Source organism: Janthinobacterium psychrotolerans, assembly GCF_001677885.1.
Classification (GTDB): domain Bacteria; phylum Pseudomonadota; class Gammaproteobacteria; order Burkholderiales; family Burkholderiaceae_D; genus Janthinobacterium; species Janthinobacterium psychrotolerans.
This window is the reverse complement of sequence record NZ_LOCQ01000062.1, coordinates 315,812-337,248: the sequence shown is the minus strand read 5'-3', so window position 1 is coordinate 337,248 and position 21,437 is coordinate 315,812. Positions and strand designations below refer to the sequence as shown.

The following is a 21,437-nucleotide window of genomic DNA, read 5'->3' as shown; positions in this document are numbered from 1 at the left end:
GGGCGTCTATGGCGTCCGCACGAACGCCGTCAAGGCCTCGACCAGCACGGGCGCCAGCGGCAGCGCCGGATCGCTGTAGGACGGCAGTTGCTGCGCCAGGTCGCCGCCGGCCATTTTCAGCACATGGTTCATGCCCGGCACGATCACCAGCCGGGCAGCCGGCGCCACGGCCGACAAGGCCCTGGCGTCCGCCACCGAGACCTGCAGATCGGTCGTCCCCTGCACGATCAATACCGGCATGCGCAAGGCGGCCACCGCCGCGCGCGGGTCGACTTTCAGCGAAGAAATCAGATACGGCTGCACCGACGGCCGATACAGCGCCAGCAAGGCCGGCGGCACGTCGGCCACCTGCTCGCCGCGCTTGAGCGCCAGCAAAATACGCTCGTTTTGCGCATACAGGTGGGCCGGCAGGCGCGGCTTGAGCTGCGCGCGCAGAATATCGTCCAGCGCGCTGCCCGCAGCGGCCATCAACACACAGGCGTCGGCCTGCGCCTGCCGGCACGCCACCATCGCGATCAGCGCGCCTTCGCTGTGGCCGGCCATCACCACCTTGTCAAAGCGCGCATCGGCGCGCAGCTGGCGCAGCCAGGCGCTGGCGTCATCGATATACTGGTCCAGGCGCAGATCGGCCTCGCGCACGCCGGCCAGGCTGCTCGCACCGACGCCGCGCTTGTCGTAGCGCAGCGAGGCGATGCCCGCATGCGCCAGCGCATCGGCCACCATGCGCAGGGAGTCGTTGTGTCCCGGCAGCATGGCGCTGTTGCCATCGCGGTCGGTCGGGCCGGAACCGGCGTGCAGCAGCACCACCGGCACCCTGCCCTCCACCACCGGCAGCGACAAAGTGCCGTGCAGCATGCCGCCCGGCACCGCCAGGGTGATCTCCTGTTCGCCACCGGTGGCGGCATGGGCCGACAAGCTCAACAGCAGAACCACTATTCCCGGCACCCATCGCATCATGCTCGCCCCTTGTCGGTATGTTTATAAATCGTTCTTTTGAACTGCCTGCATGGCCGGTGTCAGCACCACCAATATCATAACAATTGCCGTGTTCGCCATGCGCTTATTCGGCGTCCGGCAAGGAATAATCGAGATCATAAAAATGCTGGCCGGCCTCGATACGGATGGCCATCGTGCCGCGGATGCCTTCCAGTTGCCCGGTGCCGGAATGCGGCACGATCATGATGGACAGCTGCTGTTTGCCATCGGCCATGGTGCCGGCATGCTGCACCACGAAACTGCCCTGTTTGCCCTGCAGCACGCCCGTGATGGCCTCGATCGCCACATATGCGGCGGCGCCCTTGGTATCGGTGACGGCGCTCTGCATCTCGCCGCTGGCGGTGGCCGCCAGTTCGCCCGTGTAGACTTTCTCCAGCAGCATCCTTCCCAGCGCCGTGCGACCCGACCGTTGCGGCGTACCCACCGGCGTCATGGTGATGCTGAAACTTCCCGAAACACGTGTACTCATGCGATGATCCCTTTCCATGAACGGCGCCGCGATGGCCGGCGCCGCCGATTGACAGTAACAAGCTGCGGCCAACAACAGCCCGACCAAATGGCGAACGGCGCGGTGCGATGTCATGACTCTCCTTTTCTTCAGAACGACAACGCCAGCGTAGCGCCGCACGAGAGAACAATCTTGGATAAATCCGACAGCACCGCCAATTTGCTGACAGAGCTCAAACACGCACCGAAGGGCATCGTCGATCCGCGCGCCACGGCGCGCCGGCTGCGGCTGGCCACCTATCCGGTCGATGCCGCGCTGGCGCCGTTCGTCGAATATTGCTGGGTAGTGGAGTGGGACCTGCGGGACCGCGCGCCCGAAACCCAGCGCGTGCTGCCGTATCCGAATGCGCACCTGGTTTTCGATGCGGGCAGTACCGCCATCCATGGCGTGGTGCGCGGCGCCTTCGACAGGCCGTTGGCAGGTGCGGGCAAGGTACTGGGCGTGCGGTTTGCGCCGGGCGGCCTGCGCCCGTTCATCAAGCAGCCGCTGTCGTCCTTTACCGATGCGACGATCGCCGCCGATGCGCTGCTGGGCGTGCCGGCCCGCGAGGCGGAGGCGCTGGTATTGGGGCAGATGGACGATGGCGCCATGGTGGCGCAGGCGCAATCGCTGCTGCTGGCGGTGCTGCCGCAAATCGATGCGGCGGCGCTGCTGGCCGGCAGGCTGGCCGCCGCTGCGGCGGCGCCGTACGGCCCGGTCAGCGTCGGGCAACTGTGTGCCGCCATGGAGATCAGCGAACGCCGCCTGCAGCGCCTGTTCGCCGACTATGTCGGCGTGACGCCGAAATGGGTGATCCAGCGCTACCGGCTGCAGGAGGCGATCTGGCGGCTGGCCCAGCCAGATCGCCCGGACCTGGCCAGCCTGGCCCAGGAGCTGGGCTTTTTCGACCAGGCCCATTTCAGCCGCAAGTTCGTGGCGCTGGTGGGCAGCACGCCGCTCGACTATCGCCGCTCGCAGTTGCGCAGCCAGGAACAGAGCATCAGGTCCCCGATGTAGCCGCTTTGCTGTTGAAGGCGGCAAGCCACCCCAACCCATCCTCGGTACGCCCACGCGGACGGTATTCGCAGCCGATCCAGCCCTGGTAGCCCAGCTCGTCGAGCAGCCGGTACAGATACGGGTAACTGACTTCGCCGTCGTCCGGTTCATTGCGCGCCGGGACGCTGGCGATCTGCACGTGGCCGATGCCATCGAAGTGCTTCCTGAACGTCATGGCGATATCGCCCTCGACGATCTGCGCATGGTAGAAATCCATCTGCACCTTGACGTTGGGCGCGCCCGATTCCACGCGCAAGGCATGCGCCTGCTCTTGCGCGACGAGAAAGTAGCCGGGCATGTCGCGGCCATTGATCGGTTCGATCATGATCTCGATGCCATGCGCGCCGGCGGCGCTGGCGGCGTATTGCAGATTGGCCAGGTAGGTGGCGCGGTGCAGCGCCAGGTCGGCGCCAGCGGGCACCAGTCCCGCCATCATGTGCAGGCGCGGGGTGCCCAGCGCCAGCGCATACTCGATGGCCTGCGCGACGCCCGTGCGAAACTCGGCTTCGCGCCCCGGCAGTGAAGCGAGGCCGCGCTCCCCCGCAGCCCAGGCGCCGGGCGGCAGGTTGAACAGCACGTTCTGCAGGCCGTGCTCGCGCAGCCAGAGCGCCACGTCCCGCGCCGGATATTCATACGGGAACAGGAATTCGACACCCTGGAAGCCGGCCCTGGCGGCGGCGGCGAAGCGCTGTGGAAACGGCACTTCATTGAACATCATGGTCAGATTGGCGGCGAAGCGGGGCATGCGGGTCTCCTTGGGGGATATATCGAGTTTGAAGGTGTATTTCTTTTCGAGTCCCTTGGCGGCGTACACGGCCGCTTCCCGGTTCGTACCCAAGACCACTTGATCAAGGTAACGCGCGTCAACGAAGCGCAGCGACGGCGGCGCGCAGGCGCCTACCCTGGGGCCTAACCCGCTCATGCAGAAATGAGTTACCCATATCCATGGGAAATGGCGAAAGCCATTTCATTGCCTCAATGTCACGCTCCAGCGTTACCGAGCTTTAGAGCGCCTATCAAAACCTACTGCGCGTCGGCATTTGCGGTCTGCGATGCTCACTGTACCTCCGTACAGTTGCGCTTCTCAACCACAACTACCTTCCGCCCGCTACGGTTTTGTTAGGCGTAGTTAGTCTGCGCCAAGTCGCTTGAGCCAGATTTTCGCTGGTTCATAATCTTGTATCTTGCGTAGCGAGAGTATGGCCAAGTTTCGGTCGGCCGGGGTGGCCTCGCCATCGTAGACCATAATGGCCAAACTTTTTGCCCCTGAATAACTGCCGGCTGCGGCAGCACGACGATACCAGGACAGAGCAGTCTGGATATTTTTCGGCACGCCCCGTCCTCTGTAGTAATAGTAGCCAATGTTATTCATGGCTTCACCGTTACCCAATTCAGCAGCCTTGTGCGTCCACTTCAAGGCAAGCGCCTGGTTTTGCGATGTACCGACGCCTGTCGAATAATAGAAGCCCAGCGTGGTCATCGTGCGTGGAGTGCCTAGTTCAGCACCCTTCTGCGCCAGCGCAAAAGCGCGCTCTGGTTGATACGTTCCGGGCTCACCAATTTCGCCATACAAGTCAGCAAGGGTGGCAATAGCGCGCGCACTGCCCAGGGCGGCAGCTTTCTCGTACCATTCCAAGGCGATCACATGATTTTTCGTCACGCCCCCATTCCCGAAGTAAAACAGAGTACCCATACCATTCATCGCGCGGGCATTTCCTGCGGCACTCGCCGGCTCCCACCAAGTACGCGCCTGCTCCTTGTCAACGGCGACGCCGGTGCCATTGTTATACATCGCGCCTAACCCAGCTTGGGCAACTGGATCGCCGGCATCAGCTCCCTTGCGGTACCACGCCAGTGCCTGCGCCATATCAGCGCTAACCTGCTGACCATTTTCGTAGCGTTCACCCAAGCGCCCCATTGCACGAGGATCGCCAGAATTGGCAGCTTTGACCAGCCACTCATGCGCCTTCGCCAAATCTGGCGCACCGCCTGTGCTAGCCGCATGGAATTCGGATAAAGCCAGCATCGCGGCGGCATCACCACCGGCTGCGGCCTGATGCATACGAGCCAAATTATCTTCGATGATGCGGCGGCGTTTCTCGATCAGTTTTGCCTGTCTTGCTTCCTCGGCACTAATACGTGCCTGTTCAGCTCGCTGGGCCGCAGCCGTCAGTCTCGGCTCGGACAATACCACGTCTATACGCTTGGAACTATCCTCGCCCATTCGCACAGTCTGCTCGAACACACGCTCATGTTCGGAATCTGCCGATTGGGATACGCGCACCAGCAGTTGGCCAGCAAGCACCCGCAGATCGACCGGACACTCACCACGAAATTTTCCGTTAACATAAACCTCGGCACCTACACTGTCTTCCTCGCAACTGATGCGCAGCGACGAATTGGGCACCGGGTTCTGTGGGACAGCGCGCACATCACCAGCAAGCAGAAACCCCATGGAGAAAAATGCCCCGGCTCCCATTACGGCAGCGAAACCAGCCAATCTCATATCAAGCCCCAATTTTTCATAAGTGGACTTCCACATCGCTCATGACAGGCTGACAAAGTGGAGAAGTCATGTTGAAAACAGAGGTCATGAACAGCCCTGCACTGACATTACCCTGACACGAACATCCTTGATATCACAACCGGGTTTTGTCGGAAATTTATAGGTGTCGCCAAAACAACCAGCAGCCATGCCGACAAAGGTCTTGGCCACTCCGCGTATCGGTTGCCGGTTGTCCGGACAAGTGGCTTCATAGTTGACATCAATACAGGCACCACCTCGGGGCTCCTTGAGATTCGGCGCAGTGCCTGTGGCGGAATGCTCACCAAAACAATTGATGGCGACCAGCCGGATCCCCTTGGCCATGGCAGCATGGAAGTCCGCCAGTTCTTTCTCATGCGCCGCTTTTTCGGCCAACTGCAGAGCCAAACGATCAGCTTTGGCACGCTCATTGCGTTGCCGGGTTTCTTCCGCCCGTTGTTCTCGCTCGCGCTGCGCTACCTGTTCGGCAAGCAATGCTCTCCGGCGTTCCTCCTGCTCGCTTACAACGCGTTGGGCACGCTCGCTGTCGGCATTGGCTTTGGCAAGCAACTGATCACCACGCGTCTTCTCGGCAGCAACAGCATCTTCCTTGCGCCGCTCGCGGGAAATACGCTCATCGGCCAAACGGTTCCGTTCACCGTCCAGGCGGTGTTGCCGCTCTGCCGCTGCACGCTGTTGATTGCGCTGTGCCTCAGCCTGACGTGCACGAGCCTCACTCGCCTGGCGAAATACCGCCTGTTGCTGCGCATTCATCTGAGCATTGAATTTATTGAAATTATGTATAGTTGCACCGAAGGTGCCGCTGATAACCGCAGCATAGTTGGGCTGCGCTCCAGCACTGTCGGCCTCCATCTGCGCGAGCCTTTCGGCTTCACGCCGCTCACTCTCTCTTGCGACGAGACGTCGTGCACTCGCCGCCTCCTCTTCCGCCTTTTGCCGCGCCAGCTCTACCTCGGTCCTGGTGCTGACCAGCCGACCATTGACACGCGCCCAGTCAGTCTGATTTTTCCCTGACTTGGCAAATATCCTGGCCTTCCCCAAATTAAGCTCTGCGCAAGAGAAGTCATGTGCAGTGACACAGAGCTCAGCCTTGTCAAGCAAATCAAGTAGTTCCGCCCGGTCCAACTGATCGAGTTGTGTGCTCATCATCAGTAACTCGTCGGCGGCAGAGGGAACGACCAAGGCCGCAAGCAAGGCACATAGGGTCAGTTTGCACCACTGCCGGGTAACAAAGCACGAATGGAAAGGATGCATGACGATATCTTTTTTAAAATTATTATCTACATGATAATCGACTTGGTTTCATTTCAGAAATAATCATCAATCATGCTTGATGCTTGTTGCAAATCCCGCAAGTTAGCATCTCCGATGTCGAGTCAGCGGCAGGCTATCAGAAATATGAATTGATATTCTGATATTATTATCAATGCATCGGCTTCGCTGTCGCGACGCTCGCGCTCAGCATCTCGAACAGGGTGCGCGAGGCCGGCGGCATCGCGTGCTGGTGCTTGCTGATCAGGCCCAGCGTGCGTTTCACGGCAGGGTTGACCAGCGGCACGCCGACCACCATGCTTTGCCGTTCCGGCAGGATCGACAGCGCCGGCACCGCCGCCACGCCCAGGCCCGACTCCACCAGCGCCAGCACGCCCGCCACGTGGTTGATCTCGCACGAGATCCACGGGTGCTTTTCCACGCCCGACAGCGCGGCGTCGAGCACGCTGCGGTTGCCGCTCGACTTGGCCACCGCGATATAGCGTTCATCGACGGTATCCTTCCAGCGCAACTGCTTGCGCCTGGCCAGCGGATGGTCGTGGCGCATCGCCAGCACATAGCTTTCCACATAGATGGGCTGGAAATGGATCTCCGGGTTTTCAGCACCCGTAAAACAGATGCCGAAGTCGGCCTCGCCGGCCAGCACCAGGTTGAGCACATCCTGCGCGCTTTCGTCATGCACGCGCACGCGAATTTTCGGAAACTGCGTGCTGAAGCGCTTGAGCACGTCGGGCAGGAAATGCCAGACGGCCGAGGGCACACAGGCGAACGTCACGGTGCCGGTGCGGTGCGCGGCCAGGTCGGCCACCCCCAGCACGGCGTCCTCGAGGCCGTTGAGCGCGTCGCGCACATTGACCAGGAACACCTGCCCGACATTGGTCAGCTGCACGCGCCGCGTAGTGCGTTCGAACAGCCTGACTCCCAGCGCATCTTCCAGTTTGTCGATGCGGCGGCTCAGCGCCGGCTGCGAAATGAAAAGATCGGCGGCCGCCTGGCGAAAGCTGTTGCGCTCGGCCACGGCGACAAAGGCCTGCAGATCGTGGAGATCGTAATTGATGCGCTGCATGCATTAATTCCTGGAAAAATTGCAATTATCAAATTATGCCACTTCAACGATGATGGGACCTTGCTGATGAGCCTCGCCAAGAAGGCCTGATCCAAACAAGGAGACATAATGCGACATCATTGTACGTTTGCGCTGTTGCTGGCCACCAGCGGCACCTGCCTGGCGCAGAGCAGCGCGGTTTTCTATGGCATCGCCGATGCCGGCGTCCGCTATGGCAACGGCTTGAGCGCCAACAACGCCCCCACGGCGGGTGGCGCCACGTCCGCTGTCAGCAGCGGCGTCAACAACACCAGCCGCTGGGGCGTGCGCGGCCAGGAAGACCTCGGCGGCGGCTGGCAGGCGCTGTTCCGCCTCGAAGGCGGCATCAACCTGGATACGGGCAGCGCGGCCAAGTCGGACAAGCTGTTCGACCGCCAGGCCTGGGTCGGCCTCAAGTCGCCACTCGGTTCGGTGTACCTGGGGCGCCAGGCGACGCTGATCTCCGACGCCATCGCGCCGGTCGACCCGCTCGGCGTCCGCTACGCCTCGTTCAACCCGAACGTCAATATCACGGGGCTGAGCAATACCGCCTTCGGCCGGCACTCTTTCGGCCAGCAATACGGCAGCAGCGGCTATGCCGACAACTTCTACCGGCTCGACAACATGCTGAAATACAGCACCACGCTCGGGCCGGTGGTGGCGCGCGCCGCGTATTCCTTCGGCGAGGTGGCGGGCGGCACGTCGGCCTTGTCGACCTGGGGCGGCGCCCTGAGCTATCAACAGGCGGGGCTGGCCGTATCGGGCGCGCTGATGCGTTTTCATAATCGCGACAACCGCAGCCTCGACGCTGCCACCATCGGTGCCGCCTACAAGGTCGACGCCTGGCAGTTCAAGGCCAATCTCGGCGTCAACCGCGCCGACACCGGTGTCGCGCAATCGGTGCAGCAGCGCGTGGCGTCGGCCGGCGTGAGCCGCCAACTGGCGCCCGGGCTACTGTTCACGACCGCGTACTACAAGGTCTGGCGAACCGCCACCGGCCAGGTCGACGACGGCTTCCAGCGCGCCTTTGCCTACCTTGAACAGTCGCTCTCGCCACGCTCTATCCTGTACCTCGAATCAGACTACACCTTGTGGCAAGGTGATGCCGCCGGTGTCACCGCCGGCCGCGCCAACGACCGCCACGGCCTGGGCCTGACGCTCGGCCTCATGCACAAATTTTAACGACAGGAGCACTACCATGTCTCACCCTACTCTGCTGCAAAAATCCCGTCCACTGCTGGCCGCCGTGCTGTTGCTCGGCGCCGGCGCGGCGCACGCGGCCGATATCCGCGTGGTCAGCTCGGGCGGCTTCGCCCAGGCCTACAAGAACCTGGCGCCCGCCTACGAGCGCGCCAGCGGCGACCATCTGCTGTCCGAATGGGGACCGTCGATGGGCGCCACCAAAAATGCCATTCCCGCGCGGCTGGCGCGCGGCGAACAGATCGACGTCGTCATCATGGTCGGCGAGGCGCTCGACAAGCTGATGCAGGAAGGCCGCCTGGTCCCCGGCAGCAAGGTCGTGCTGGCCAATTCGCCGATCGCCTGCGCGGTGCGCCACGGCGCGCCCAAGCCGGACATCAGCACCACCGAGGGCCTGCGCAACGCCTTTTTGAAGGCGGACAAGGTGGCCTATTCGGACAGCGCCAGCGGCGTGTATATCGAGACGCAGCTGATGAACAAACTGCAGATCGCGCCGCAGATGCAGGGCAAGGCCGCCAAGATTCCCGCCACGCCGGTCGGTGAAATCATCGCCCACGGCCAGGCCGATTTCGGCTGCCAGCAGCGCAGCGAACTGATGCCGGTCGAAGGCATCGATATCGTCGGCCTGCTGCCGGCGGATGTACAGCTGATGACCGAGTTTTCGGCGGCGCTGGTGCGTGACGCCAGCCAGCCGGAAGCGGGCCGCGCCCTGTTGCGCTTCCTTGCCGCACCGGCCAACGCCGGCACGATCGAGGCCACCGGCCTGCTGCCGGCAGCGGCGGCCAGCACCGCAACGTCCGCAACTGCGCACTAAGATCCTGTCCCGGCAGATGAATGCGCTCACTACCGGGATAGGCTTCAACGACGTCCCTTCATCATTGATCATCAGGTAAACCATGGCACTTCCCTCCACCGCCACGCCCGACATCGCGTCGGTCGCGCCCAAAGAAACACAGCGCGCGCCGTCGCGCATCGGCACCGTCATCCGGGTGACGAGCGGGAACTTCATCGAAATGTACGATTTTTTCCTGTTCGGCTTTTACGCGACGTATATTTCCAGGGCGTTCTTCCCCGCCACCAGCGAATTCGCCGGGCTCATGATGACCTTCGCCACCTTCGGCGCGGGCTTTTTCATGCGTCCGCTGGGCGCCATCCTGCTCGGCAGCTACATCGACCGCATCGGCCGGCGCAAGGGCCTGGTGCTGACCCTGGCCATCATGGCTTCCGGCACGGCGCTGATCGCCTTCGTGCCCGGCTACGCCACCATCGGCCTGCTCGCGCCCTTCCTGGTGCTGATCGGGCGCCTGCTGCAAGGCTTCTCGGCTGGCGTCGAGCTGGGCGGCGTGTCGGTCTACCTGTCCGAGATGGCGACACCGGGCAACAAGGGTTTTTATGTCAGCTGGCAGTCGGCCAGCCAGCAGGTGGCCGTGATCTTCTCGGCCGCGCTGGGCTACTTCCTGAACCAGACCCTGAGCGCGGCCTTTATCGCCGACTGGGGCTGGCGCATTCCGTTCTTCATCGGCTGCTCGATCATCCCGGTGGTGTTCTATATCCGCAGCTCGCTGCAGGAAACCGAGGCCTACCTGGCGCGCAAGTCGCATCCGACCTTCCGCCAGATGCTCAAGACCATCAGCCTGAACTGGCCGCTGGTGGTCACCGGCGCGATGCTGATCGTGCTGACCACGGTGGCGTTCTACCTGATCACGGTCTACACGCCGACCTTCGGCAAGAGCGTGCTCAAACTGAGCACCGAGGAAAGCCTGCTCGTCACGCTGTGCATCGGCCTGTCGAACTTTATCTGGCTGCCGGTGATGGGCGCGCTGTCCGACCGCATCGGCCGCTGGCCCATCATGGCGGCATGCGCGGCGCTGACCATGCTGACCGCGTATCCGTCGCTGTCCTGGCTGGTCAGCCACCCCAGCTTCGACCATATGCTGATGGTCGAGCTGTGGCTATCCTTCCTGTACGGCAGCTACAACGGCGCCACCATCGTGGCGCTGACGGAAATCATCCCGGCCAGCGTGCGCACGACCGGCTTTTCGCTGGCCTACAGCCTGGCCACCGCGCTGTTCGGCGGCATGACGCCGCTGGTGTCGACCCTGCTGATCGAAAGCACCGGCGACAAGGCCGCGCCAGGCTACTGGATGGCCGGCGCCGGCGCCATCAGCCTGCTGGCCACATGGCTGATCTATCGCGGCATCGTCAGCGAGCGCCATCCGGTGGTGGCCTGAACGAGCCGGGCCTGGCCAGCATCAGGGCCAGGCCGGCCGGCGCATCTGGAACCGGCTGTCGGCCGTGATTTCAAAATAATCGGCCGGGCCGCCCGCGCGCAATATCGGCGCGGCCCCCGCCGTGTCGTACACGCCGTCGACCAGCAGATGGCGCGCGACATGCACGCCCACCACCTCGCCCAGCACCAGCCAGCTGCCGACGCCGTCGCCATTGAGACCCTGCAGCTCGATGATCTGCGTGCGCCGGCATTCGAAGGCCACCGGGCTTTCGCCCACGCGCGGCACCTGGACCATGCGCGAGGCGACAGGCGTCAGGCCGGCCAGCGCGAATTCGTCGACCTCGGGCGGCGCCGCCGCGCAGCTGATGTTCATGGCCTCGGCCAGCGGCCGCGTGGCCAGGTTCCACACGAACTCGCCGTTCTCTTCGATATTGCGCAACGTGTCCTTGCGGCCGATGCTGGAAAAACCGATCAGCGGCGGCGTGTAATTGAAGGCATTGAAAAAACTGTAGGGTGCCAGGTTGAGCGCGCCCGCATTGCTGCGCGTGGCAATCCAGCCGATCGGGCGCGGCCCGACGATGGCGTTGAAGGGATCGTGCGGCAGGCCATGGCCGTGCGCGGGTTCGTAAAAATGGATGTCGTCGCTCATGCAATTGCTGTCGTGTGGACCTGGGGGCCGGGAGCACAGCTTAACAAAATCAGCGTCCGGGTGCGTTTCCCGGTACCTCGGGGTGCGCCGGCTGCATACCATGCGAAAGCTGTTTACAGTGCTGTTGCAAATTTGCATACTGGCGTGACCTTACCAGTGGGAAACATGAACAGATGAGCACCGCCCTGGCACACCCCCTTGTTTTCCAGCAGCGCCGTCCAGGCTGGGCCATCACCGCCGTGGCGCTCTTGCACCTGGCCTTGTTGTGGTCCGTCATGCTGCCGGTGCAGCGCAGCGTGCGGCAGGACCAAAGAGCATGGATACAGCTGCTGCAGCCACGCCAGCTTGCCAGCGTGCCGCAGCCGCCGCCGAGACAGGCATCGCCCGCACCGGCCAAGCCGCCGGCGAGCCGGCCGAAGCCCACCGCCAGCCCGCTGCAAACCCCGCCAGCGAGCGCGCCAGAAGATGCCCCGCCATCCGAACCGGCGCCGGCAGCGCCCATGCCGGAGGCCGTTCCGCTCGCGCAACGGGCCCTGCAAGCGGCCGGCGCCATCGACCGCCAGCTGCGCGGCGAACATCCGCAGGAATTCACGGCGCCGCCCGATACGCCGCAGACACGCCTGGCGAAAGGCTTTGCCGAGGCGCACGCGGCGGTCAAGCCGAAGTGGCATGAAGCGGCCCGCATCGAACTGTGGAGCGCACCGAACGACCCGCAACGCATCTACCGCGTCATCACGGCTACCGGCGAGTACTGCATCTATATGCCCGACAAGGGCAATATGACGCTCAACCTCAGCGCCAGGTCAGGCCATGCCGGCTTTGGCGGCGGCACGGCGGCGCCTTGTCCGATACGGTTCTAGCACGCAGACAGCCGGTCAGCCAAACACGGGCCGGAAAAAACTGCGCTCGTAGCTGACGATGCAGCGCGTCTCTTCGGCGTAGCGAAACGCCGCCTGGCATTCTGCGTCCCGCAGCGAGTCGGTGCGGTACTGTTCGTACAGCGCCAGGCTGGGGAAGGAGAACATGGCCAGCGCCACGTTGCTGGCACCCTCGGAGGGCAAAAAATAGCCGTGGTGCTGGCCGCCGAAGCGCTCGACGAGCGGGATCCACAGCTTGCCGTAGGCTTCGAATTGCTTCAATTTATACGGGTCGATGATATAGCGCAGGTAGCAGGTAATCATTGTGGTTCCTGGTTCAGGTTCAATTCGATCAGCGCGCCTTTTTCCCACGAGCCGATGGCGGCCAGTGGCGACTGCGGCAGGAACGCCACGGCACAAGGATAGGTAAACGCCAATTCCCGCGCCAGCGCCAGGCCGGGCCAGCCGTAGAACTGCAGCTTGCCCTTGCCGATGCGCGCCAGGTGGCGGCCGTCGGGCAGCCAGGTCAGTTTGGCGATGCCGCCGCCCTGCTCGACCGTCGTAGTGGCCAGCAGCTTGCCGTCGGCCAGCGCAAACACCGATAGCTGGTCGGCGCCATCGGCGCGGTGCAGCGCGGCCAGCTGCTGGCCGCCGGGCGAGGCGGCGACCGTTTGCAGCGCCGGCAGCAACAGCACGGTGCGCCCCGCCCCGGCCTGCAAGGGCCAGTCCCATGCGGTGACGTAGTCGGGCGGCTGCACCTGGCCGTCTTCGACGGATTTGACGCCATGCAGTACCAGCAGGCGCTTTGCACCATCGATGGCATCGATGGCATAAGCGCTGCGCAGCATTTCGCCAGGATGGTCCTGCGCAAACACGAGCTCGCCGGTGGCCGCCGCGCGCACCTGCAGGCGGCCGTCCCAGCTGCCATCGACGATGTACTGGCCGCAGGGCGACCAGGCCGGGCCGCTGCCTTCGCCGTCCTTCTTGTTGCGAAAGTTGACGATCACGTCGCCGGTCGCGGCGTCGAGCACCGCCATCAGGCCGGTGGTGCTTTTCACGGCCAGCCGGCTGCCGTCGGGCGAAAACGCCATCGCCGAACAATGCGGTACCGGCTTGCCACGCCACAGCTTCTGGCGCGCCGCCACATCCCACAGGGTCAGGTCATTGCCCAGCACGGCCAGGCGCGCGCCGTCGGGCGAAAACCGCACGCCGTAGGCGCAGCCCAGGTTCAGCGGCTTCAACGATGATGCGTTCATGGCCGCTCCAGGCGGTACACGACGCAATCGTCGTCGTAGTGTTTTTCCATGCCCGTGTAGCGCATGCCCAGGCGCGTCATGACCTTGATCGAGGCGGCGTTATCGGGATGGGCGACGGCGACCACGAACGGCGCTTGCACCACATCGAAGGCATGCGCGACGATGGCGGCAGCGGCCTCGCTGGCATAGCCCTTGCCCCAGCCGGCGCGCGCCAGGCGCCAGCCGATTTCGTGCGGGCGCGTCTTGTCGCCATCGAGATGCTGCAGGCAGGCCAGGCCCACCATCACCTCGTCATCCGTGCGCACCAGCGCCCACCACGAGTAGCCCCATTCGCGCCAGCGGCCCATGATGCGGGCGACGGCCGCGCGCGTGTGTTCTTCCGTCTCAGGCTGGCCGGCGTTAAGGTAAGTCATCACTTCAACATCGGAGTTCATGGCGTGCATGGCCTCGTAATGGGCTTCGGTGACGGGTTCGAGGCGCAGCCGCGCCGTGTGCAGGATGGTCATGCGCAATTCCTTTGGCCGAAAAAAAAGACGATACACGATCGTCTTTTTTTCTGCTACACGAAAGGGCGATTACTTGCCCGCTTCGCCCTTCTTGATCCACGCCGCCAGCTGATGCGGACGCAGGCCGTCGTACTCTTCGAACGGCTGGTGTATCCATGGGTTGTGCGGCAGTTCTTCGATGTAGTAGTCAGGACGCACGACCGAGCAGCCTTTCAGCCAGATCACGGCCGATTTGACTTCGGTCACGCCAGGGAAATTGTCTTTCAGATGGCGCGTGACTTTGTCGAGCGTCACGCCCGAATCGGCCAAATCATCAACCAGCAGGATGCGGCCGGCCAGCGGACCCTTGGTCATGGTCATGTATTTGGCGATATCGAGGTCGCCCTGGGTGGTGCCCTTGTCTTCGCGGTAGGAGCTGGTCGACAGGATCGCCAGCGGCAGGTCGAAAATGCGCGAGAACACGTCGCCGGGGCGCACGCCGCCGCGCGCCAGGCACAGCACCTGGTCGAACTTCCAGCCCGATTCATGGACCTTGAGCGCCAGGCGCTCGATCAGGCGGTGGTATTGTTCCCAGTTCACCCACAGGTGCTGGTCGTTGCTTTGTGGTGTAGTCATGATGGTTCGGTCTTTATGCTGTGCTTAAAAAAATCCGCCTTGCGGCGGATTGTGTGCGACGCGTTTTATTGGAACGGGTGGCGCAGGACGATCGTTTCTTCCCGGTCAGGACCGGTCGAGACCATGTCGACCGGTACGCCGACCAGCTCTTCGATGCGCTTGATGTAGGCGCGCGCGGTGGCCGGCAGCGCTTCCATCGACTTGGCGCCGACGGTGCTTTCGGTCCAGCCTGGCATCTCTTCGTACACCGGCACGCAGCGCGCCGCTTCTTCGGCGCCCGACGGGAAGATGTCGACTGACACGCCATCGATGGTGTAGCCGGTGCACAGCTTCAGGGTGTCGATGCCGTCGAGCACATCGAGCTTGGTCAGACACATGCCCGACACGCCATTGATCTGCACCGAGCGGCGCAGCAAGGCGGCGTCGAACCAGCCGCAGCGGCGGGCGCGGCCCGTCACGGTGCCGAATTCATGGCCCACTTGCGCCAGGTGGTGGCCGACGCCGGCGTCGGTTGGCAGTTCCGACGGGAACGGGCCGGAGCCGACGCGCGTCGTGTAGGCCTTGGTGATGCCCATGATGTAGTGCAGCATGCCAGGACCGACACCGGAACCGGCCGCGGCATTGCCGGCCACGCAGTTCGACGAGGTGACGAAGGGATAGGTGCCGTGGTCGACGTCGAGCAGGGAACCCTGCGCGCCTTCGAACAGCAGATTGGCGCCGGCCTTGTGCGCCGCGTACAGCGCGCTCGACACGTCGGTGACCATCGGACGCAGGCGCGGCACGTAGGCCAGCGCGTCGTCGAGGGTTTTCTGATAGTCGACTTTCGGCGCCTTCAGGTAGTTTTCCAGCACGAAGTTATGGTAGTCGAGGTTTTCGGCCAGCTTTTCGGCAAAGCGCTTCTCGTTCAACAGGTCGGCGATACGGATCGCACGGCGCGCCACCTTGTCTTCGTAGGCCGGGCCGATGCCCTTGCCGGTGGTGCCGATCTTGGCATCGCCACGCTTGGCTTCGCGGGCCAGGTCGATCGCGGTGTGGTAAGGCAGGATCACGGGCGCGGCATCGGACACTTTCAGGCGCGAGGCGACTTCGACGCCGACTTTTTCCAGCTTGTCGATTTCGCGCAGCACGTCCGGCACCGACACCACCACGCCGTTACCGATGTAGCAGGCCACGCCTGGACGCATGATGCCCGAAGGGATCAGTTGCAGCGCGGTCTTGACGCCGCCGATGACCAGCGTGTGGCCTGCATTGTGGCCGCCCTGGAAGCGCACCACACCCTGGGCGTGATCGGTCAACCAGTCGACGATCTTGCCTTTACCTTCATCGCCCCATTGGGTGCCGATGACAACGACGTTCTTTGCCATAATTTTGTTTGACATCACTCAACCTAAGTTTTTAAGAATCCAGCTACTACCATTATCGGCAAGTACCAGCACGCGATCGCACTCGAACTCGTCTTGTTCATTACTGTGACCCGGCAAACTCTGGATCACGACCTCGCCCGCCTTGCGCAACTCGGCGATTTTTTCCTTCAATTCCGGCGCGCTGCCCCACGGCGCGCGGATCGAGTGTTTACGCTCCGCGGTCGGCAACAGGCGCGCCAGTTCGCGCAAATCGAGCGAGAAGCCGGTCGCGGGACGAGCCCGGCCGAACGCTTCGCCGACGTGGTCATAACGGCCGCCGCGCGCAACCGCGTTCGGCAAGCCAGGTACATACAGCGCAAACATCGCGCCACTTTCATATTGGTAACCGCGCAGGTCGGCCAGGTCGATCGCCACTTCGGCGCGGCCCAGGGCGGAGCCTGCCAGCGCGGCCAGTTCGGCCAGCGCCTTTTGTACCCCCGGCAGCGCCGGCAATACTTCGCGCGCACGCGCCAGCACGTCGATGTCGCCATACAGGTTCGGCAAGGCCAGCAGCGCCTCGCGCGTGACGGCGCCGTAGGAGGCGGTCAGGGCGCGCAAGCCTGGCGCATCTTTCGCGCGCAGCAAGCTGTACAGGGCAGCTTCGTCACGGCCGGCGGCCGGGTCTTGCTCAATGATAGCGCGCAACAGGCCGACGTGCGACAAATCGAGGCGCACCGCGTCGAAACCGGCCAGCGCCAGCGAAGCGAGCGCCAGTTCCTGGATTTCGGCATCCGCTTCCAGGCCGGCGTGGCCGTAGATTTCGGCGCCGATCTGCAGCGGCTCGCGCGTCGCATGCAGTCCAGACGGACGGGTATGCAGCACGCTGCCGGCGTAGCACAGGCGGGTGACGGTGGCGCGGTTGAGCAGGTGGGCGTCGATGCGGGCCACTTGCGTGGTCATGTCGGCGCGCAGGCCGAGCATGCGGCCCGACAGCTGGTCGACCAGCTTGAAGGTGCGCAGATCGGTATCCTTGCCGGCGCCGGTCATCAGCGACTCCAGGTACTCGAGCAGCGGCGGCATCACCAGTTCATATCCGTACAGACGGAAATTATCCAGCATGAGGCGGCGCAGCTCTTCGATCTTGCGCGCTTCCGACGGCAAGACATCGGCAATATTTTCGGGCAAAAGCCAATTCGGCATGAGGGAGCGAGATACGGGAGAAAGTTGAAAAATGCATCAGGCGAGGCAGCGGCGGGCGCGCCAGGCAAGAGGCCGAACCTGATATTTTACGCGAAAAAGTGTGGCTTTAGGGATAAGTTGTCGCCGCGGTGATAACCTGGGGCAAAAAAAGTGCCCTTTTATCGTGCCGGCAACGCACAAGCGGCCATAAAAAAACGGGGCCGGCATCGCTGCCGGCCCCGCCTGAAGTGCTGCCCCTGGATTACTTTTTGGCGGCGCCGGCCGCACCGGCCGAGCCATTGCCCTTGAAGTACTTGAAGAACTCCGAACTCGGATCGACCACCATCACATCGCCCTTGTCCTTGAACGTGGCGCGGTAGGCTTCGAGGCTGCGGTAGAACTTGTAGAACTCGGGATTGCGGCCAAACGCTTCGGCGTAGATCTGCGAGGCCTTGGCATCGCCTTCGCCGCGCAGCTTCTCGGCTTCGCGGTAGGCTTCGGCCAGGATCACGGTGCGCTGCTTGTCGGCGTCGGCGCGAATCTTCTCGGAATCGGCCGAACCGGTCGAACGCAGCTCATTGGCCACGCGCACGCGTTCGGACTTCATGCGTTCGTACACCGAGTTGTTGATCTGCTCGACGTAGTCGACGCGTTTCAGGCGCACGTCGATGATCTCGACGCCGATCGCCTTCGCTTCGACCGATACCTTGGCCAGGATCGCTTCCATCACCTTGCCCCGCTGGCCCGAGATCACTTCGCGCACCGTACGCTTGGTGATTTCGTCGTTCAGGGCGGCCTTGACGATTTGCGACATGCGGTTGCGGGCCGGATTTTCATCGCCGCCGAAGCTGCGGAAATACAGCAGCGGGTCGCCGATGCGCCATTTGACATAGGCGTCGACCAGGATGTTCTTCTTCTCGGCCGTGATGAAGCGCTCCGGCTCCGGCGTATCGAGGGTCAGGATGCGCTTGTCCAGGTACAGCACGTTCTGGAATGGCGGCGGCAGCTTGAAGTACAAGCCCGGTTCGCGTATCACTTCCTTGACTTCACCGAGGGCGAAGACGACGGCATACTTGCGCTGGTCGACCACGAACACGGTCGAGGACAACAGCATGATCGCGATAAAGCCCGCGATCAGGGCGGCTACGATACGGTTCATCAGCGGCTCTCCCGTTCACGCGAAGAGCGGCGCGTATTGACTTCGACTGTCGGCATGGCTTCCTGTGGCAAAACAGTGGTGGTGGCAGGGGCGGCGGCACGGGCGGCAGCGGCGCTGGCGTCGGTCGCGGCCGTCTGGGCGATCAGCTTGTCCAGTGGCAGGTACAGCAGGTTGCTGCCGCTTTTCGCGTCGATCATCACCTTGCTGGCGCTGCTGAACACATGCTGCATGGTTTCCAGGTACATGCGGTCACGCGTGACGGCAGGCGCCTTCTGGTACTCGACCAGCACCTGCTTGAAACGCGAGGCGTTACCGGCGGCGTTCTCGGTCACCATGGCGCTGTACGCTTCGGCTTCTTCCATCAGGCGGAAGGCGGCGCCGCGCGCTTTCGGAATCACGTCGTTGGCGTAGGCCTGGCCTTCATTCTTCTGGCGTTCGCGGTCCTGGCCGGCTTTCACCGCATCGTCGAACGCGGCCTGCACCTGCTCCGGCGGCTGCACCGCCTGCATCGTCACGTTGGTGATCAGGGCGCCGAGCTTGTAGCGGTCAACGATCTGCTGCATCAGGGTCTGGGTTTCATACGCGACCTTTTCACGGCCTTCGTACAGCACGAAATCCATCTTGCTGCGGCCAACCACTTCACGGATCGAAGTTTCGGCCACCTGGCGCAAGGTATCTTCCTGGTCGCGGTTCTGGAACAGCCAGTCGACCGGACCTTTCAGCGTGTATTGCACCGCGAACTGGATGTCGATGATGTTCTCGTCGTCGGTCAGCATCAGCGACTCGTCGGCCTGCTTGGTGCGCAACGACTGGCGGTAACCCACTTCGACGGTACGCACCTGCGACACATTGACGGTTTCATCGGTCTGGAACGGATACGGCCAGCGCCAGTTGAAACCGGCCGGCGTGGTGCGCGTGTATTTGCCGAACGTCATGACGACGCCGTTCTGGCCCTCTTGCACGATAAAGGCGCCGCTGGCGAGCCAGATGAAGACGGCGATCACGCCGACCACGCCGGCGGTAATGCCGGCGCCCTTCATGTCCGGACGCGGACCGCCACCGCCGTTGTTGCCATTGTTGTTGCCGCCGTTGTCGGGACGGTTTTTCTGGCCAAAAAAGGCATTCAGGCGCTGATTGAAATCGCGCCACAGCTGATCGAGGTCCGGCGGACCTTCGCCAGGCTTTTTGCCTTCTTGGGCTTTCTTGCCGTCGTCCTTGCGATTGCCCCAGCGGGGGTCATTCAGGGACAACTTCAAGCCTGTTTTTTTGAGTAGGGAGACAAGCATAACTATCGTGTTCCGACTTTGGAGTGGGTGGAATTACCATCGTCCGGGCCAGTTTCTTCGGCCTGGTCCCGGGCGGCGCCATCGTGCTGGCCAGCGTGATCGTCTTGCTCGTCTTGCTCGTCGATCAACTGGCTGTCCTGTGCTGCATCGTACTGATAGAGGTGGGCCGAACGCGGTGCGCTCCTGGCCATCTCGACGATGGCCTCGCGCAACAGGTCGAGCCCGCTGCCCTTGTGTGCGCTGACAAATACGCGGCTGAGCACGCCATTTTCATCGCGCTCGACGGAAGGCTCCAACCCGGCCGCGTCGATCTTGTTCCACACGAGGATTTGCGGAATATGATCGGCGCCGATCTCTTGCAAGACCAGGTTGACCTGCTCGATCTGCTCCATGCGCACCGGCGACGAAGCGTCGACGACGTGCAGCAGCAGATCGGCATGGATGGTTTCTTCCAGGGTGGCGCGAAAGGCCGCCACCAGCTGGTGCGGCAATTCGCGGACAAAACCCACGGTGTCCGAAATGACCACATTGCCCACTTCCTGGCCCAGATAGACGCGGCGCGAGGTGGTGTCGAGCGTGGCGAACAACTGGTCGGCCACGTACACGCCGGCCTTGGTCACGGCGTTGAACAGGGTCGACTTGCCGGCATTGGTATAGCCGACCAGCGAGACTGAAAACGTGTGATTGCGGCCACGCGCGCGGCGCTGCGTTTCGCGCTGCTTGTGCAGTTTTTCCAGCCTTGCGCGCAATGCCTTGACACGGTCGCCGATCAATCGGCGGTCGGTCTCGAGCTGCGTTTCGCCAGGGCCGCGCAGGCCGATACCGCCCTTTTGCCGCTCAAGGTGGGTCCAGCCGCGGATCAGGCGCGTGGCCAGGTGCTGCAGCTGGGCCAGCTCGACTTGCAGCTTGCCCTCGTGGCTCTGCGCGCGCTGCGCAAAGATGTCGAGGATCAGGCTGGTACGGTCGAGCACGCGCACATTCAGGCGCTTTTCCAGATTGCGCTGCTGAGCGGGCGACAGGGCGTGATTGAAGATGACGATTTCCAGGCCATCGTTGACGACGGCGTCGCCGATCTCGTCGGCTTTGCCGCTACCGACGAAATAGGCGGAATCGGGACTTGAACGCTTGGCCGTGATGGTGGAAATCGGGTCGACGCCAGCCGAGCGCGACAACAGCATCAATTCCTCCATGCTGGCGGCAAAGTCGCTGTGACCGAAGTCGACTCCGACTAGTGCCGCGCGCATGATGGCAACAGACAGGTTGTCGCGAACGCCGATGCGGATGCATCAGCGCCGCTGGCACGGATGCAGGCGATGGAAGGTGAGAGGCGCGGGGCCGTCAAGCTCAACGCTTTACTCCGCTTCGGATTCAATATTGAGATTGACGGCACGGGCCGGCACCACGGTCGAGATGGCATGCTTGTATACCATCTGTGTCACTGTATTGCGCAGCAATACGACATATTGATCGAACGATTCGATATGGCCCTGCAATTTAATGCCATTGACCAGGTAGATCGAGACAGGAACATGCTCTTTGCGTAATGCATTGAGGAATGGGTCTTGTAACAGTTGCCCTTTGTTGCTCATAACAGCTCCGTTTGTTTATGTTGTTGTGTAAGAATTGGAGGCGACTCGCTTGATTTCAAGTGCTCTCACACCCGTCTCACAGAGAAAGATGCGTCATAGCTACTGTAACCTGTTTTCGCGATCGCTGT

The 21,437-nt window shown here is 62.8% G+C and carries 22 protein-coding genes; 5 read left to right on the top strand and 17 right to left on the bottom strand.

Going from position 1 to position 21,437, the window contains the following annotated elements; translation table 11 throughout:
- Window positions 1–6: 6 nt before the first annotated feature.
- Together ASR47_RS25495 and ASR47_RS25490 are read right to left on the bottom strand one after the other, a co-directional pair.
- A complete protein-coding gene (locus tag ASR47_RS25495; protein WP_245714467.1) occupies window positions 7–957 on the bottom strand; it encodes an alpha/beta hydrolase in 951 nt (316 codons plus the stop codon).
- 103 nt (window positions 958–1,060) lie between these two features.
- Window positions 1,061–1,465: a DUF3224 domain-containing protein gene (locus ASR47_RS25490; RefSeq protein ID WP_065310588.1), complete on the bottom strand. Its 405-nt coding sequence runs from the start codon at window positions 1,463–1,465 to the stop codon at window positions 1,061–1,063.
- A 171-nt stretch (window positions 1,466–1,636) separates the two neighbouring features.
- Between ASR47_RS25490 and ASR47_RS25485 the strand changes: the two genes are divergently transcribed.
- Window positions 1,637–2,500 carry an AraC family transcriptional regulator gene (locus ASR47_RS25485; protein ID WP_245714466.1) on the top strand — a complete coding sequence of 288 codons (864 nt, stop codon included), beginning with the start codon at window positions 1,637–1,639 and terminating at the stop codon, window positions 2,498–2,500.
- On the opposite strand, the gene otnI is transcribed toward ASR47_RS25485, so the two are convergent.
- The 4 genes from otnI to ASR47_RS25465 all read right to left on the bottom strand — a co-directional run bounded on the left by otnI (window position 2,484) and on the right by ASR47_RS25465 (window position 7,422).
- Window positions 2,484–3,284: a 2-oxo-tetronate isomerase gene (gene otnI / locus ASR47_RS25480; RefSeq protein ID WP_065310733.1), complete on the bottom strand. Its 801-nt coding sequence runs from the start codon at window positions 3,282–3,284 to the stop codon at window positions 2,484–2,486. The genes ASR47_RS25485 and otnI overlap by 17 nt on opposite strands.
- 384 nt (window positions 3,285–3,668) lie before the next feature.
- A complete protein-coding gene (locus ASR47_RS25475; RefSeq protein WP_065310587.1) occupies window positions 3,669–5,081 on the bottom strand; it encodes a tetratricopeptide repeat protein in 1,413 nt (470 codons plus the stop codon).
- A 48-nt stretch (window positions 5,082–5,129) separates the two neighbouring features.
- Window positions 5,130–6,338: a coiled-coil domain-containing protein gene (locus ASR47_RS27255; RefSeq protein WP_150127967.1), complete on the bottom strand. Its 1,209-nt coding sequence runs from the start codon at window positions 6,336–6,338 to the stop codon at window positions 5,130–5,132.
- A gap of 169 nt (window positions 6,339–6,507) precedes the next feature.
- Window positions 6,508–7,422 carry a LysR family transcriptional regulator gene (locus ASR47_RS25465; protein WP_065310585.1) on the bottom strand — a complete coding sequence of 305 codons (915 nt, stop codon included), beginning with the start codon at window positions 7,420–7,422 and terminating at the stop codon, window positions 6,508–6,510.
- A gap of 108 nt (window positions 7,423–7,530) precedes the next feature.
- Between ASR47_RS25465 and ASR47_RS25460 the strand changes: the two genes are divergently transcribed.
- The 3 genes from ASR47_RS25460 to tcuC all read left to right on the top strand — a co-directional run bounded on the left by ASR47_RS25460 (window position 7,531) and on the right by tcuC (window position 10,871).
- Window positions 7,531–8,622 carry a porin gene (locus ASR47_RS25460; protein ID WP_065310584.1) on the top strand — a complete coding sequence of 364 codons (1,092 nt, stop codon included), beginning with the start codon at window positions 7,531–7,533 and terminating at the stop codon, window positions 8,620–8,622.
- A 16-nt stretch (window positions 8,623–8,638) separates the two neighbouring features.
- Window positions 8,639–9,454, top strand: coding sequence for a substrate-binding domain-containing protein (locus ASR47_RS25455; RefSeq protein WP_065310583.1), 816 nt, complete (start codon window positions 8,639–8,641; stop codon window positions 9,452–9,454).
- Between the two features lie 82 nt (window positions 9,455–9,536).
- On the top strand, window positions 9,537–10,871 hold the full coding sequence (gene tcuC, locus ASR47_RS25450) for an MFS transporter (protein ID WP_082989169.1): 1,335 nt from the start codon (window positions 9,537–9,539) through the stop codon (window positions 10,869–10,871).
- A 21-nt stretch (window positions 10,872–10,892) separates the two neighbouring features.
- Here tcuC and ASR47_RS25445 read toward each other — a convergent pair whose 3' ends face one another.
- On the bottom strand, window positions 10,893–11,519 hold the full coding sequence (locus tag ASR47_RS25445) for a flavin reductase family protein (RefSeq protein WP_065310582.1): 627 nt from the start codon (window positions 11,517–11,519) through the stop codon (window positions 10,893–10,895).
- A 173-nt stretch (window positions 11,520–11,692) separates the two neighbouring features.
- On the opposite strand from ASR47_RS25445, the gene ASR47_RS25440 reads away from it, so the two are divergent.
- Window positions 11,693–12,379 (top strand): hypothetical protein, encoded by a 687-nt coding sequence (locus ASR47_RS25440; RefSeq protein WP_065310581.1) that lies wholly within the window; start codon window positions 11,693–11,695, stop codon window positions 12,377–12,379.
- A 15-nt stretch (window positions 12,380–12,394) separates the two neighbouring features.
- Here the strand turns inward: ASR47_RS25440 and ASR47_RS25435 are convergent, their stop codons facing one another.
- The 10 genes from ASR47_RS25435 to hfq all read right to left on the bottom strand — a co-directional run bounded on the left by ASR47_RS25435 (window position 12,395) and on the right by hfq (window position 21,309).
- The gene (locus tag ASR47_RS25435) at window positions 12,395–12,700 is read right to left on the bottom strand and encodes an NIPSNAP family protein (RefSeq protein WP_065310580.1); all 306 of its coding nucleotides are present in this window, start codon (window positions 12,698–12,700) and stop codon (window positions 12,395–12,397) included.
- Window positions 12,697–13,632, bottom strand: coding sequence for a WD40 repeat domain-containing protein (locus ASR47_RS25430; protein ID WP_065310579.1), 936 nt, complete (start codon window positions 13,630–13,632; stop codon window positions 12,697–12,699). The genes ASR47_RS25435 and ASR47_RS25430 overlap by 4 nt, the downstream gene beginning before the upstream one ends.
- Window positions 13,629–14,138: a GNAT family N-acetyltransferase gene (locus ASR47_RS25425; RefSeq protein WP_065310578.1), complete on the bottom strand. Its 510-nt coding sequence runs from the start codon at window positions 14,136–14,138 to the stop codon at window positions 13,629–13,631. The genes ASR47_RS25430 and ASR47_RS25425 overlap by 4 nt, the downstream gene beginning before the upstream one ends.
- Before the next feature lie 69 nt (window positions 14,139–14,207).
- A complete protein-coding gene (locus ASR47_RS25420; RefSeq protein WP_065310577.1) occupies window positions 14,208–14,753 on the bottom strand; it encodes a phosphoribosyltransferase in 546 nt (181 codons plus the stop codon).
- A 65-nt stretch (window positions 14,754–14,818) separates the two neighbouring features.
- Complete coding sequence (locus ASR47_RS25415) at window positions 14,819–16,132, bottom strand: adenylosuccinate synthase (protein ID WP_065310576.1); 1,314 nt, start codon at window positions 16,130–16,132, stop codon at window positions 14,819–14,821.
- A 3-nt stretch (window positions 16,133–16,135) separates the two neighbouring features.
- Window positions 16,136–17,296: an ATP phosphoribosyltransferase regulatory subunit gene (locus ASR47_RS25410; RefSeq protein ID WP_065310575.1), complete on the bottom strand. Its 1,161-nt coding sequence runs from the start codon at window positions 17,294–17,296 to the stop codon at window positions 16,136–16,138.
- Between the two features lie 241 nt (window positions 17,297–17,537).
- A complete protein-coding gene (gene hflC, locus ASR47_RS25405) occupies window positions 17,538–18,434 on the bottom strand; it encodes a protease modulator HflC (protein ID WP_065310574.1) in 897 nt (298 codons plus the stop codon).
- Window positions 18,434–19,720 (bottom strand): FtsH protease activity modulator HflK, encoded by a 1,287-nt coding sequence (hflK, locus tag ASR47_RS25400; protein ID WP_065310573.1) that lies wholly within the window; start codon window positions 19,718–19,720, stop codon window positions 18,434–18,436. Before hflK ends, hflC begins: the two co-directional genes overlap by 1 nt.
- Window positions 19,721–19,722: 2 nt before the next feature.
- Window positions 19,723–20,964, bottom strand: a complete 1,242-nt coding sequence (gene hflX / locus ASR47_RS25395) for a GTPase HflX (protein ID WP_065310572.1) — start codon at window positions 20,962–20,964, stop codon at window positions 19,723–19,725.
- A gap of 108 nt (window positions 20,965–21,072) precedes the next feature.
- Window positions 21,073–21,309: an RNA chaperone Hfq gene (hfq, locus tag ASR47_RS25390; RefSeq protein ID WP_008450615.1), complete on the bottom strand. Its 237-nt coding sequence runs from the start codon at window positions 21,307–21,309 to the stop codon at window positions 21,073–21,075.
- Window positions 21,310–21,437 lie beyond the last annotated feature (128 nt).